Here is a 13537-nt window from a genome sequence, read left to right as displayed (position 1 = left end):
AATTATTTCTTCGCTTTTGCAATATTCACAATTACTTTCACGGCTTTTTCCATAGATTCTAACGCTACATATTCATACGGTCCGTGAAAATTTTCTCCACCAGCAAAAATATTCGGGCAAGGTAATCCCATGTAAGACAATTGTGCTCCATCAGTTCCACCTCGAATTGCCTTAATTTTCGGTTCTATATTGGCATCTTTCATCGCTTGTTCAGCAATTTCTACAATGTGCATTTTGCCTTCAAATTGCTGTTTCATATTTCTATACTGCTCTTTAATTTCAATTTCTGCAGTATTTTCTCCGTATTTCGCATTAAATTCTACTACTTTTTCGGTGATTAATTTTTTGCGATTTTCAAATTTTTCAGCATCGTGGTCACGGATAATGTATTGCAATTTAGCTTCGGAAACATCTCCTTTGAAATCTGTTAAATGATAAAATCCTTCAAATCCTTTGGTTGTAGCTGGCGTTTCATTGGCTGGCAACATTTGAGCAAATTCTGCAGCCAAAAGTCCTGCATTTTTCATTTGCCCGAAAGCATAACCAGGGTGAACAGAAAGTCCATTAATTTTTACTACAGCTCCTGCTGCATTGAAATTCTCGAATTCTAGCTCTCCTACTTCACTTCCATCCATTGTATAAGCGTATTCTGCCCCAAATCTCGCCACATTAAACTTATGAGCTCCTCTTCCAATTTCTTCGTCTGGTGTAAAACCGATGGCAATTCTGCCGTGTTTTATTTCTGGATGAGCCAAAAGATATTCTGCAGCCGTTACAATTTCTGCAACTCCTGCTTTGTCATCAGCTCCAAGAAGCGAAGTTCCATCTGTTGTAATCAACGTTTTTCCTACATATTTTTTTAAACTTGGGAATTTTTCAGAAGAAAGTGTAAAACCTGTTTCTTTATTCAAAAGCAAATCTCCACCATCATAATCTTCCCAAATTTGAGGATTTACATTCTCTCCGTTAAAATCTGGCGAAGTATCATAATGTGCGATAAAACCTACAGTTGGCTCGTTTTCTTCAATATTAGAAGGAACATAGGCCATAATGTAACCGTTTTCGTCCATAGAAACCTCCGAAAGTCCTAAATCTTGCAATTCTTGGAAGATATATTTTGCAATTTCCCATTGTTGGGTGGTAGAAGGAGTGGTTTCGCTTTCTTGGTCGCTGGTAGAGTATATTTTTGCATAAGTAAGAAAACGGTTCAGAAGACGCATTTTCCATTCGTGGTTGAATTCTATTGTCTGCATTGTTCAATTTTTATTTCATACAAATTTACAGATTTTTGCTTGGATGATGATGATTGAGAAAATGAATGTTTTTAGAATAATCTCAAACATTTTTCTTTTGCTTTAAGAGCTAACCTTTCAAAAATCATGTTTTCGGTTTTACATTGTATTGAAAAACTTTGTAACTTTCAGTTCCTAAATTTTTATACAGAAGTGCCTTTTAAGACATTTTTGGTTTTAAAGATTTTCGTTCATTGACAGCAATTTTGCAGTATATGTCTAAAAATTAGATGTTTTTCGGTAGTGTGAATTATTTGTCTTAAGGTAATTATAACATCTCAAAAAGGTTTTTAGGATATATTTCTTTCTTGCTTCAATTTTATTATGCGAAATATAATTTTTAAAAAATCAAAAGATATGAGCACTAACACCAAAGACCTTCGTAACGTAGTTTTACTTGGACATTCTGGAAGCGGTAAAACTACCTTTATAGAGACTATGCTTTTTGAAGGTGGCGCCATAAAAAGACGCGGAACCATAGAAGCACACAACACTGTTTCAGACAACACTGACTTGGAACACCAACGTGAAAACACTATTTTTTCTCATCAAATGTTCGTGAACTGGAAAAAAAATAAAATTAATATTTTAGACACTCCAGGTTTTGACGATTTTGTGGGAGAAGTAATTTCATCATTAAAAGTAGCAGACACAGCTCTAATTATGGTAAATGCTTCGGCTGGTGTAGAAGTAGGTACAGAATTGGTTTGGGAATATGTAGAAAAATATCAGACTCCTACCATTTTTGTAATCAATCAAATGGATCATCCAAAAGCAGATTTCGATGCTTCTTTAGAACAAATTAAAAACAGATTCGGAACCAAAGCATTGCCTATTCAATATCCTTTGAATTCTGGGGAAGGATTTAATCAAATTATAGATGCCCTTAGGATGGTAATGTACCAATTTCCTACTACAGGTGGTAAACCAGAGAAAAAACCAATCCCAGATTCTGAAATAGCAAAAGCCAACGAAATGCACAATGCATTGGTAGAAATTGCTGCCGAAAACGAAGAAGGATTAATGGAAAAATATTTTGAAGAAGGACAACTTTCTGAAGAAGAATTGGCACAAGGCTTAAACATCGCTTTAGCAAAACACGATTTCTTCCCTGTTTTTGTTTCATCTGGACTTAAAGATATGGGCTCAGGAAGAATAATGGGTTTTATAGACGACATTGCACCTTCGCCAGCAGACAGAATGGGTCAAAAATTAGAAAATGGAGAATTCTTAAAATGCGATTCTAACGATAAAACCTCAATTTTTATTTACAAAACTCAAAGCGAACCACAAGTAGGGATTGTGTCTTATTTTAAAGTTTATTCAGGTGAATTAAAACCTGGCGACGAACTTATAAATGCAGAAAATGGAGAAGTTGAAAGAATTTCTCAAATTTTTATCGCCGAAGGAAAAGACAGAATTCCAACAGAAAAATTAACAGCAGGAGACCTTGGAGTTACCGTAAAATTAAAATACGGACATACCAATAACACTCTTAATTCTAAAGGTACTGATAGAAAAATAGAAAAAATGAATTTCCCTGAAAGCAGAATCAGAAAATCTATTTTCACTGAAAACGCATCAGATATGGAAAAACTCATTACTGCATTACACAAAATTCAAGAAGAAGACCCTACTCTAAAAATAGAACAATCTACGGAAACCAAAGAAACAATTCTAAGCGGACAAGGTCAGTTACATTTAGATTTAGTAAGATATCGCCTCGAAAAAGAGTTTGGTGTAAAAATGGAAATGCAAAATCCTAGAATTTCTTACCGAGAAACCATCACAGGAAAAGCAGATGCAGATTACAGACACAAAAAACAATCTGGAGGAGCTGGTCAGTTTGGAGAAATTCACATGAGAGTTGAAAACTTCTACGAAGGAATGCCAGAACCAGAAGGATTTAACATAAGAAATAAAGAATTTGAAGACTTGGCTTGGGGAGGCAAATTTGCTTTTTATTGGTGCATTGTTGGCGGAGCGATAGATTCCAGATATATTGGCGCCATCAAAAAAGGAATTATGCAACAGATGAAAGAAGGTCCACTCACAGGTTCTAGATGTCAAAACATTAGAGTTTCTGTTTATGATGGAAAAATGCACAGCGTAGATAGCAATGATATTTCTTTCCAATTGGCGGCTTCGGGAGCTTTTAAAGAAGCATTTCACAATGCAAGACCACAGTTGCTAGAACCAATGTATCACGTAGAAATCCTTTGTCCAGACGAATGTACAGGAGACGTAATGGGAGATTTACAAACCAGACGTGCCATGATTTCCGGAATGGATTCTGAAGGTCATTACCAAAAAATAATGGCTGAAATACCTCTTGCCGAAATGAACGATTACGGTTCTACCTTGCGTTCATTAACTGGAGGTAGAGCTAAATTTACCATGAAATTCAACGATTATCAATTAGTTCCACCAAACGTTCAACAAGATTTGGTAAAACATCATTCTTTAGAAAAAGTAGAAGCTTAATTTTCTAAAATATTATTTGAAAACCTCAACGAAAGTTGGGGTTTCTTCATTTCAAAAAAAATCTTTAACTTTACTTTTAATCTAAAAAACTAATACTAAGAATGCTAGTAAAAATCTACGGCAGTGCCATTCACGGCGTTTCAGCGCAAACCATCACCATAGAAGTTAATGTTGATACAGGAATTGGTTACCATTTGGTGGGCTTACCAGATAATGCCATCAAAGAAAGCAGCTATAGGATAAATGCGGCTCTCAAAAATGTAGGATTCAAAATTCCGGGCAAAAAAATTACCGTAAATATGGCACCTGCAGACCTTCGAAAAGAAGGCTCGGCTTATGACTTGAGCATTGCCATTGGTATTTTGGCAGCTTCCGATTTAATAAAAGCAGAAAATCTAGAAAAATACATCATCATGGGTGAACTATCATTGGATGGAGGCTTGCAACCAATAAAAGGAGTGTTGCCCATTGCTATAAAAGCCAGAGAAGAAGGTTTCAAAGGCATTATTTTGCCCAAACAAAATACCAGAGAAGCCGCAATAGTAAATAATCTGGAAGTTTATGGTGTAGAAAACATCAAAGAAGTTATTGATTTCTTTAACGAAGATATTCCTTTACAAAGGACAGAATTTGACACCCGAAAAGAATTTCAAGAAAAAATAGACAATTTTCCGTATGATTTTTCAGAAGTAAAAGGACAAGAAACCGCCAAAAGAGCTATGGAAATTGCAGCAGCTGGTGGACATAACATCATTTTAATTGGACCTCCCGGAAGTGGAAAAACAATGCTCGCAAAAAGAGTTCCAAGTATTTTGCCTCCTCTCACAATGAAAGAAGCGTTAGAAACTACCAAAATTCATTCTGTAGCAGGAAAAATGGGCAAAGATTCTTCACTGATGACGGTTCGTCCGTTCCGAAGTCCGCATCATACTATATCGGATGTAGCTTTGGTAGGCGGAGGAAGCTATCCTCAACCTGGCGAAATTTCTCTGGCTCATAATGGAGTTTTATTTCTCGATGAAATGCCAGAATTTAAAAGAACAGTGCTAGAAGTAATGCGCCAACCGCTAGAAGACCGTGAAGTTACCATTTCCAGAGCCAGATTTACCGTGAATTATCCTGCGAGTTTTATGTTGGTTGCTAGCATGAATCCTTCGCCAAGTGGTTATTTCCCGGATGATCCTAACAATACTTCTTCTCAATTTGAAATGCAAAGGTATATGAACAAACTTTCGGGACCTCTTTTAGACCGAATAGACATTCATATTGAAGTGCAAAAAGTAGAATTTGAGCAACTTTCGGATAAAAGAAAAGGAGAAAGTAGCGTTTCTATTAGAGAACGTGTTATGAAAGCCAGAGAAATTCAAAATGAAAGATTTAAAGATTTAGAAATAAGTTATAACGCTCAAATTGGACCGAAAGAAATTGAAAAATATTGCGACTTAGATAACGATTCTAAAAATTTAATTAAAATAGCAATGGAAAAACTAAACCTTTCGGCTAGAGCTTATGATAGAATTTTGAAAGTTGCCAGAACGATTGCAGATTTAGAATTAGAAGAGAATATTCTGTCTCAACACATTTCTGAAGCCATACAATACAGAAGCCTCGACAGAGAATTTTGGAATGCTTAAAACTCCTCAAAAAATGGACTTACAAAATTTTTAAGACAATCGTTCAGATTTTTGTAACTTTGCAAAAGCAAAATTTCCATCATGTATAAAAAGATTATTCGTCCTATTCTTTTCAAATTTGATCCTGAAGATGTTCATCACTTTACATTTTGGATGCTCAAAAATTTCTCTCCACTCGTAAAAATATTTTTTTCTAAACCTATTGAAGACAAACGTCTCGAACGTGAAGTTTTTGGTTTGAAATTCAAAAATCCAGTTGGTTTGGCCGCTGGTTTTGACAAAAACGCTGCTCTTTATAACGAATTAGCAGATTTAGGTTTTGGTTTTGTAGAAATAGGAACAGTAACTCCAAAAGCACAATCTGGAAATCCTAAAAAACGTTTGTTCAGGTTGATAGAAGATGGCGGAATCATCAACAGAATGGGCTTTAACAACGATGGTTTAGAAGCTGCCATAGAAAAACTGAAACAAAACAAAGGCAAAATTATTATTGGTGGAAACATCGGGAAAAACACAGATACTTTACCCGAAAATTATACCGAAGATTATGTAAAATGTTTTGATGGGCTGCACAATTATGTAGATTATTTTGCGCTAAATGTGAGTTGCCCCAATGTAAGCAGTCATGCAAAATTAGAAGATGTAGAATATCTAAAAGAACTGATTACAGAGGTTCAAAAAATTAATAATTCTAAAGAAAAGCAAAAACCAATTTTGCTTAAAATAGCTCCAGACCTTAATCTTGGGCAGTTAGACGAAATTATTGAATTGGTTGCTGAGACCAAAATTGATGGTGTAATTGTTTCTAACACTTCGGTAAACAGAGATGGTTTAAAGACTTCGCCAGAAATCTTAGAAAAAATAGGAAATGGCGGACTGAGCGGCAAACCCATCAGAGAACGCAGCACTGCAATGATAAAATATCTTTCGGAAAAAAGTGGAAAAGCGTTTCCAATTATTGGCGTTGGCGGAATTCACTCTGCGGAAGATGCTTTAGAAAAATTAGAAGCAGGTGCAAGTTTGGTGCAGATTTATACAGGATTTATTTATGAAGGTCCAGATTTGGTAAATCAAATTAATAAGAAGATTTTGGAAAATTAAATAAAAAAGCAGAGCAAAAAGCTCTGTTTTTTTTTATTACAAAATAATTTTAGAAATTGTAACTCAAAGCAACACCAGTTCCAGTACCTTCAAATTTGAAAAAAGGTTTAAAAGCTACGCCTTCTCCGTTTTCTAAAGCAACTGCTTTTTCTGCATTATTCTTTGCTGAAACGGCAAATGGAATGCCAATTCCTACAAGAACCGCTCCAACACCTGCGCAAGCTCAATAAGCTCCTTTATCATTCTTTATAGTGGTAGTTGTTCCGTAGAAAGTTGCTTTATACTCGCTTGGAGTTGAAACAATTCTTGCTAAACCATACCCCAAAAATGCACCACCAAAACCTGCAAAAACATTACTAATAGTACGATTAGTTCTTGATCTTTTAAAAAGAACCTGAGCTTCAGAATTGGTTAATACTTCTTGATATTTTGAAAATTTATAAGACTTTCCGTCTTTAATTAATTTATTACCAGAAATTGTTACTTGAGAGAAAGAAAAATTAAAAATGAAGATTGTAAAAAGGAAAATTAGTTTTTTCATAGGTTGTTATTATTGTTTTTACAAATTTAATGAAATTAAATAAAAAAATGTGCAATTGTATAAATAATTAATCCCACCAAACCACCAACCAAAGTCCCGTTAATTCTAATAAATTGTAAATCTTTTCCTACTTCTAACTCTAGTTTTTGACTCAGTTCTTTTCCTTGCCAATTTCCTACCGTTTCAGAAATTAATTCCCCGAATTTGTTGGTGTTTCTCAAAATGTATTTATAAGCGGTAACTCTAATCCAATGGTCTATTTTGTGCTGAAGATTCTCGTCTTTTCGTAGATTTTCAGAGAATTCTGTCAAGTTTTTTCTTACATAATTTTTTAGAGAAGATTGTTCAGTATTCAATTCATCAATCAAAGTTTTTTTCAAAGAATTCCAAATATCTTGTGCATATTGTTTCACTTTTTCTGGTTGAAGAAAATCTTCTTTCAAAGCGTTAAAATCAGCTTCATACTTCGGATTTACTTTCAAATCTTTCGAAAAATCTAGAATTTTTTGTGTTATTTCATTTCTTAGAGAATGGTTTTGGTCATTTTCCACTTCTTCAAAATAGCTAGAAAGTCCGGAAGTAATTTTTTCTGCAATTTTTTCATCTACAAAACTTGGAACCAGCTTGTAGCTTTCTTTTTTTACCCGTTCTCGAACCATTTCGTGGTTTTCCAAAACATAGTTTTTAATCTGAGAAGAAAGATTGGTAATTAACTTTTGATGGTCGTTTTTTTGTAAAATATATTCAATTCCATTTCCTAAAATTTGATTAATTTTCAAATCATCAGACATTTCTTTGGCTTTATTAGCAATAAATTTTACTACAGCTTCGTCTTCTAATTTATTAACAATATCGAGAATAATTTCGGATAAATTATAGACCAAAGTTTCAGAATTTTTCTCCTTTTGAAGCCAATCTCCCAGAAAACCCGAAACTTTAAGTTTTAGAATATAAGGTCTTATATTTTGAGGCGAAAGGAAGTTAGATACCACAAAACTTCCCAAATTATCACCAATTTTTGCTTTAGATTTTTCAATTAAATTGGTATGAGGAATTTTCAACCCCAAAGGATGATGAAAAAGCGCTGTAACGGCAAACCAATCTGCCAAAGCGCCAACCATTGCAGCTTCGGAAAACGCACGAATGTAACCAATCCAATGTGCAGAATTTTTCTTCTCCAAAATAGTCATCACAACAAATGTAACCGCCATTAGAAGAAAAAGACCAGTTGCCAACAACTTATGGTTTCGTAACTGTATTTTTTTAAGATTATCGTTCATTTTTCAATAATTAGAATTGAAAATTTTCATAAAGATACAAAATGGCTTAATTCTTTAATTTCTAATTTTACCATTAATTTTTACAATATTTCAGGATGAAAAATTTTATCTTTATATTAAGTTTAATTTCTTTGCAATTTTGTTCTCAGACACAAAAACCAAAATCTATGGAAAACACAGCAAAAAACAATCCATACTATTCTAGAACGGATAAAACCAAATTAAATGTATCTAACACCGAATGGAAAAAAATCTTACCAACAGATTTATACTACGTTGCCAGAGAAGCAGATACAGAAAGACCTTTCACAGGAAAATACAACGATTTTGATGAAATTGGAGAATATTATTGTGCCGTTTGTGGCAATCATTTATTCAGAAGTTCGTCTAAATTTGCTTCCACTTGCGGTTGGCCAAGTTTTTTTGAAGCCGACAAAGATGGAGTTTCTTACAAAAGAGATTCTTCACACGGCATGGAACGCATAGAAGTACTTTGCAAACGTTGCGATTCTCACCTTGGACACGTTTTCAATGATGGACCAGCTCCAACAGGCGTTCGTTTTTGCATGAATTCTGTAAGTCTTGATTTCGAGAGAGATAAGTAAATTATTTACCACAAATGCACAAATATTTTTTATAATTCGTGTATTTGTGGCAAAAAAATTAAAAATTAACGTCTAATCCAACATATAAATTGGCAGGCATAATTGGCGCATAAACCATTCCTCCGTCAAAATAATTTCCGAATGGATTTTGAGCATCCAAAATTGCATTAGTTTGTTGATAACCAGTTAGATTTTCACCACCAAAGTATGCTCGAATATGTTTATTAAATTGATAAGCAACTTGTGCATTAAGCGTCATATAAGAATCTGAAAATTCTGGCAATTGCAAGTTTTGAGGATTAGATTGTGTGTAAGGAATTCTCTGTTTTCCAACAAATTGCAACGTTGTATCGAAAGTCCAAAAATTATCTTTTCCTTCTTTTTTTGTAGAATATGCTGCATTAAAAAAACCTCTGTTTTTTGCCATAAAAGGCACTTCTTTTCTTCCGCTTTGATAATCTGCTTCCACATCATAATATTTGTAAGCCAATCTCAAATCCAGATTTTTTGCAGGACTAAAATCTAACTGCGTTTGAAGAGAATTGGCAAAAGATTTTCCGTCGAGATTATAAAAAACAATTTTCTGAGGATTTTCTAAATCTGCCAAAACTTGGTTCTGAAAATCTGTTCTGAAAAAATCAGTCACCCAAGTTGCTTTTCTCCCAAAAAGTTTAAATTCTTGTTGAAGGCTTATCCCATAATTCCAAGCAATTTCTGGTTTCAAACCGTATATTTTTCCTTGATTATCAATAATTTCTAAAGTTCTGTTTGAAGCAAAAAATTGTTGGCTTTCGGCAAAAACATTCGCTGTCCTGAAACCTTTCCCAGCAGAAAGTCTTACAATAGTTTTCGGAGAAAAATCGTATTTGAAATTAATTCTCGGCGAAAATTGAGTTCCTGCTAAATTGTGAAAATCTGTTCTTGCACCAGCAACCAAAGTGAATTTTGTTCCTGTTAAAGTATATTCTGCAAAAATTCCGGGAACTTTTTCTGTTCTTTTGTAGTTTTGAGTTAAATAATCTTCGTTGTAATCGTCATACAAAAAACTTCCGCCAACTTTGTATTTATTGTTTGTATTTCCAATAATGCTTTCGAAAATTAAGTTAGAATAATACGTTTTTTGTTCTCCAAAATAATTTCTATATCCAAAAAAACTGTTTTGTTTATGATACGTAAATTGATTCATCAAACCAATACTTTGATAAGGTTTTCCTTTGAAAACATAGCCCGTTTTATTCCAAACCTGAAAACGATTGATGTCTATATTTACGCCATATTTGTTTTGAGAAGATTGTGGAAGTTTGTCATCAAACCCAACTTGACCAGCAATTCTTTTATCTACCAAATATTGAATCCCGAAATGCGAACCGAAACCAGAGTGTTCTAAATCATTGTAATCCAACAAATAAGCTGCATTTATTTGATTTCCTTTTGGTCTATCCAAAAAAGAATCATCATTACTATCCATTTCTCCAACCGTTGCATTGCCGTGAAGCAAAATACTATTGCTCCAATGGTCTGAAAGTGAAGAAGTAGAAGTTACATTAGCTTCGTATCTTCCATTAAAATCTGCAAAAAGGTTGAGCGTATTTTCTGGTTTTTTATTGAATTTTACAAATTCCGTATTAATTTGTCCGGTAATGCTTTCAAAACCATTTACAACCGTACTTCCACCTTTGGTTAATTGAATTCCCGAAATCCATCTTCCGGGAATAAAATTAAGTCCGTAAGCCGAAGCTAAACCTCTTATTTCTGGCAAAAGTTCTTTGGTAAGCGCCGTATATTTTTGGTCTAAACCCAACATTTTTAATTGTTTAGTACCTGTAACTGCGTTAGAAAAACTTACGTCAACCGTTGCATTGGTTTCAAAGCTTTCGGATAAATTACAACAAGCCGCTTTCAAAAGTTCTTTTTTACCAATATTAAATGTTAAATCTGCAGATTTTCCGCTAAGAGCCGTTGCATCTTGCACTTTGGTTAATTTAACTTCTTGTATGGCTTTATCTATCATTTCAGAATGGTTATGTTCTTCTTTTTTCATAGAATTCATATCCATTTTCATCTCTTCAGAAGCACTTTTTTCTTCTTTTTTATCAAAAGTTACCGTTCTATCATAATGGCAACATCCGGGAAGTTTGTCGTAAACCTCTTGAGTAGTTTTGTATTTTTCGTTGTCATGACCAACTTCTGCAATTTTCTTCAAAATTTGGTCTAAAGAAGTTTTTGTATTGTTAAATTCTAATTTAAGAATCATTGTATCAGCATCCCAATCTGCCATAGAAGCGCCTGCTTCTTTTGAAGCTTTTTCAATTCTATCTTTGCACTGTCCACAAGCGCCATTTACTTTAGCTTCTGTGTGAATATTTTGAGGAATTGTTTTTTCTTCTTTTTTATCAAAAGTTACCGTTCTATCATAATGGCAACAACCAGGAAGTTTATCGTAAACCTCTTGAGTTGTTTTATACTTTTCGTTATCATGACCAACTTCTGCTATTTTCTTCAAAATTTTATCTAAAGAAGTTTTACTTTGGTCGAATTCTAACTTTAAAGTGAGAGTTTCAGCGTCCCATTCTGCTTTAGAAGCGCCCGCCTTTTTAGAGGTGTTTTCAATTCTGTCTTTACACATTCCACAAGCTCCGTTTACTTTGGTTTCGGTATGAATTTCTTGTGCAAATGTTATAGATGAAAGTAATATTGCCGAAAAAAGCAATACTTTATATATGAGTTTCATTTTTAATAAGTTAAATTATAATTTTTAAAATTTCATTATGAAGTGTATAGACACACTTCTGGCTATCAAAATTATATTAACCTATTTTGGGCGGCTGCCAAATAGAAACAAAAAGAGATGAAAAATGAGGTTGTAAGTAGAGATTTTCTACTTTTTTAGTGTAAAAATTTTGATTTTCATCAAAATCTAAAATGTTTTTATTTTCTAGATTAAAAACAAGCGTAGAACAACAAGAATGGCAGTTGCTACAGTTTCCTTTACATGACTTTTTATCGTCTTTTTTATCATTATGACAAGATTTTTTTTCAGACTTTTCCTTGTCACAACACGTTTTTTCTGTTTTGCAGCAATCTTGTTTTTCAGAATCAACAGAAATATTTTGTTTAGGAAAAATGAAGATTCCCAAACAAAATATCAATGTTAATATTTGAATTTTTTTTGCCATTATTAGGCAAAGGTATAAAATTTTATTTAGACAACTCTATGGGATTGTTATTTTTAGCAACTTCGTCTCGCAATCTCTCTTCCATTTGTTTTCTAAAATCTGGATCTGCACGGAAACCACCGCCTCCTCTATTTCCACCTCCCATACTTTGTGGCGGAGCTGGCATACCCTGAGAAAAAGAATTGGTTACAAAACTTACAGGGTCTTTTCTGTATTGCTTTTCTTGTTTTTCGAAGTCTGTTCTTTTTACTTTAATAGGATTTCCGCCTCTGTTATCAAAATTTGGGAACTCAGATATTTTTTTAGATTGCTGTAAATCAAAAGAATAATCTTCATTAGCATCTTCCACTTTTACAATTAATCCCGGTAAACCTTTAAATTTATACGGGCCATCTTGAAAAGGAATATCTTGAGTAAACCAAGCGTACCATTTTCTTCCGGCAAAAGTAGTTTCCGCTTTCTGAGCTTCATATTCGCCAATTTTTACAGTTTCTGGTAAGATTTTCCAATCTATTTTTCTGTCTTCTTCATATATATATTGGTCTCTTCCTAATCTTGTTTTGAAATAAGTAATATTTTTTACTAAATCTTTTTCGACAATATAATCAATGCTAGAACGCAGGTTTTGCATGGCACTTCTATCCATGCTTCTTGTTTCTCGCATTCTCTGCATGATAGAATCTCTTTTCACTCTACCTTCACTATAAAATATTGATTTTTCTGGAGATATATCTAATATAACGTTTTCTGTGGTAATATTTGTTTTGTCTGTAGAGTCAGATTTCATGGTAACCTGATATACAAAACGAGAAGTTTGAGCAGATAAAAACTGAGTCATAAAAACAATAGCAATCGCTATTTTAAAGGGATATTTCATCTTAATATTTTTTTCTTTGATTTGAAATTTAGAACAAAGTTAAAACGTAATTTCCAATAAATTATTTTTTTTGTAGATTTATATACATTTTGCAGTTACGAATTATTTATAAGGAAATGGTAATTTTAAAATGAGTGTAATAGACATCTTCAATTTTTTTTTGAAATTAATAGTTCGTAAATTTGCAATCCAAAATCATTCTAAATAAAAATAATGATTAAAGTAACAGACTTAGCAAGAGAAAAAGCATCTCAATTAATGACAGAAGATGGCTACAACCCAGAAACCGACTACATAAGAGTTGGTGTGAAAAGTGGTGGCTGCTCTGGACTTGAGTATGTTTTAAGATTTGATAAAGAAAAAACAGAAGCAGATCAAGTTTTTGAAGACAACGGTGTAAAGATTATTGTAGATAAAAAATCTTTCTTATACCTTGTAGGAACCACTTTAGAATATTCTGGTGGTTTGAATGGAAAAGGATTTGTTTTTAATAATCCAAATGCTGCAAGAACTTGCGGCTGTGGAGAATCTTTTAGTTTATAAAAAT

At 33.4% G+C, this 13537-nt stretch carries 12 protein-coding genes; 6 read left to right on the top strand and 6 right to left on the bottom strand.

Annotated features, from left to right (window positions below; genetic code table 11):
- Nucleotides 1-2: 2 nt before the first annotated feature.
- Nucleotides 3-1253, bottom strand: a complete 1251-nt coding sequence (pepT, locus tag QM746_RS03025; RefSeq protein ID WP_414982862.1) for a peptidase T — start codon at nt 1251-1253, stop codon at nt 3-5.
- A gap of 396 nt (nt 1254-1649) precedes the next feature.
- Here pepT and QM746_RS03020 point away from each other — a divergent pair, with 396 nt between their 5' ends.
- The 4 genes from QM746_RS03020 (at nt 1650) to QM746_RS03005 (ending at nt 6741) form a co-directional block, all read left to right on the top strand.
- Complete coding sequence (locus QM746_RS03020) at nt 1650-3776, top strand: elongation factor G (protein ID WP_414982861.1); 2127 nt, start codon at nt 1650-1652, stop codon at nt 3774-3776.
- Between the two features lie 101 nt (nt 3777-3877).
- Nucleotides 3878-5410, top strand: a complete 1533-nt coding sequence (locus QM746_RS03015; protein WP_374363712.1) for a YifB family Mg chelatase-like AAA ATPase — start codon at nt 3878-3880, stop codon at nt 5408-5410.
- 81 nt (nt 5411-5491) lie between these two features.
- The gene (locus QM746_RS03010) at nt 5492-6511 is read left to right on the top strand and encodes a quinone-dependent dihydroorotate dehydrogenase (protein WP_414982860.1); all 1020 of its coding nucleotides are present in this window, start codon (nt 5492-5494) and stop codon (nt 6509-6511) included.
- Nucleotides 6512-6606: 95 nt separating this feature from the next.
- On the top strand, nt 6607-6741 hold the full coding sequence (locus tag QM746_RS03005) for a hypothetical protein (protein ID WP_414982859.1): 135 nt from the start codon (nt 6607-6609) through the stop codon (nt 6739-6741).
- Here the strand turns inward: QM746_RS03005 and QM746_RS03000 are convergent.
- Both QM746_RS03000 and QM746_RS02995 read right to left on the bottom strand, forming a co-directional pair.
- Nucleotides 6735-7052, bottom strand: coding sequence for a hypothetical protein (locus QM746_RS03000; RefSeq protein ID WP_414982858.1), 318 nt, complete (start codon nt 7050-7052; stop codon nt 6735-6737). The two genes, QM746_RS03005 and QM746_RS03000, sit on opposite strands and share 7 nt — an antisense overlap.
- Before the next feature lie 35 nt (nt 7053-7087).
- Nucleotides 7088-8332, bottom strand: coding sequence for a DUF445 domain-containing protein (locus QM746_RS02995; RefSeq protein ID WP_414982857.1), 1245 nt, complete (start codon nt 8330-8332; stop codon nt 7088-7090).
- Nucleotides 8333-8427: 95 nt separating this feature from the next.
- On the opposite strand from QM746_RS02995, the gene msrB reads away from it, so the two are divergent.
- A complete protein-coding gene (gene msrB / locus QM746_RS02990) occupies nt 8428-8937 on the top strand; it encodes a peptide-methionine (R)-S-oxide reductase MsrB (protein ID WP_414982856.1) in 510 nt (169 codons plus the stop codon).
- A 58-nt stretch (nt 8938-8995) separates the two neighbouring features.
- Here msrB and QM746_RS02985 read toward each other — a convergent pair whose 3' ends face one another.
- The 3 genes from QM746_RS02985 to QM746_RS02975 form a co-directional block, all read right to left on the bottom strand.
- Nucleotides 8996-11668 (bottom strand): TonB-dependent receptor domain-containing protein, encoded by a 2673-nt coding sequence (locus QM746_RS02985; protein WP_414982855.1) that lies wholly within the window; start codon nt 11666-11668, stop codon nt 8996-8998.
- Nucleotides 11669-11744: 76 nt separating this feature from the next.
- Nucleotides 11745-12074 carry a hypothetical protein gene (locus QM746_RS02980; protein WP_414982854.1) on the bottom strand — a complete coding sequence of 110 codons (330 nt, stop codon included), beginning with the start codon at nt 12072-12074 and terminating at the stop codon, nt 11745-11747.
- Nucleotides 12075-12135: 61 nt separating this feature from the next.
- Nucleotides 12136-12990: a GLPGLI family protein gene (locus tag QM746_RS02975; RefSeq protein WP_414982853.1), complete on the bottom strand. Its 855-nt coding sequence runs from the start codon at nt 12988-12990 to the stop codon at nt 12136-12138.
- A 213-nt stretch (nt 12991-13203) separates the two neighbouring features.
- Between QM746_RS02975 and QM746_RS02970 the strand changes: the two genes are divergently transcribed.
- Complete coding sequence (locus QM746_RS02970; RefSeq protein WP_374362756.1) at nt 13204-13533, top strand: HesB/IscA family protein; 330 nt, start codon at nt 13204-13206, stop codon at nt 13531-13533.
- Nucleotides 13534-13537: the final 4 nt, after the last annotated feature.

The sequence above is a fragment of the Cloacibacterium sp. genome, from assembly GCF_047601505.1.
GTDB lineage: Bacteria > Bacteroidota > Bacteroidia > Flavobacteriales > Weeksellaceae > Cloacibacterium.
Note: the sequence above shows the minus strand (reverse complement) of the source record. Positions and strands in the feature narration are given on the sequence as shown.

Bases quoted from the DNA above. Each gene is read 5' to 3' on its own strand.
- pepT (WP_414982862.1), bottom strand. From the start codon at position 1,253: ATGCAGACAATAGAATTCAACCACGAATGGAAAATGCGTCTTCTGAAC.
- QM746_RS03020 (WP_414982861.1), top strand. From the start codon at position 1,650: ATGAGCACTAACACCAAAGACCTTCGTAACGTAGTTTTACTTGGACAT.
- QM746_RS03015 (WP_374363712.1), top strand. From the start codon at position 3,878: ATGCTAGTAAAAATCTACGGCAGTGCCATTCACGGCGTTTCAGCGCAA.
- QM746_RS03010 (WP_414982860.1), top strand. From the start codon at position 5,492: ATGTATAAAAAGATTATTCGTCCTATTCTTTTCAAATTTGATCCTGAA.
- QM746_RS03000 (WP_414982858.1), bottom strand. From the start codon at position 7,052: ATGAAAAAACTAATTTTCCTTTTTACAATCTTCATTTTTAATTTTTCT.
- QM746_RS02995 (WP_414982857.1), bottom strand. From the start codon at position 8,332: ATGAACGATAATCTTAAAAAAATACAGTTACGAAACCATAAGTTGTTG.
- msrB (WP_414982856.1), top strand. From the start codon at position 8,428: ATGAAAAATTTTATCTTTATATTAAGTTTAATTTCTTTGCAATTTTGT.
- QM746_RS02985 (WP_414982855.1), bottom strand. From the start codon at position 11,668: ATGAAACTCATATATAAAGTATTGCTTTTTTCGGCAATATTACTTTCA.
- QM746_RS02975 (WP_414982853.1), bottom strand. From the start codon at position 12,990: ATGAAATATCCCTTTAAAATAGCGATTGCTATTGTTTTTATGACTCAG.
- QM746_RS02970 (WP_374362756.1), top strand. From the start codon at position 13,204: ATGATTAAAGTAACAGACTTAGCAAGAGAAAAAGCATCTCAATTAATG.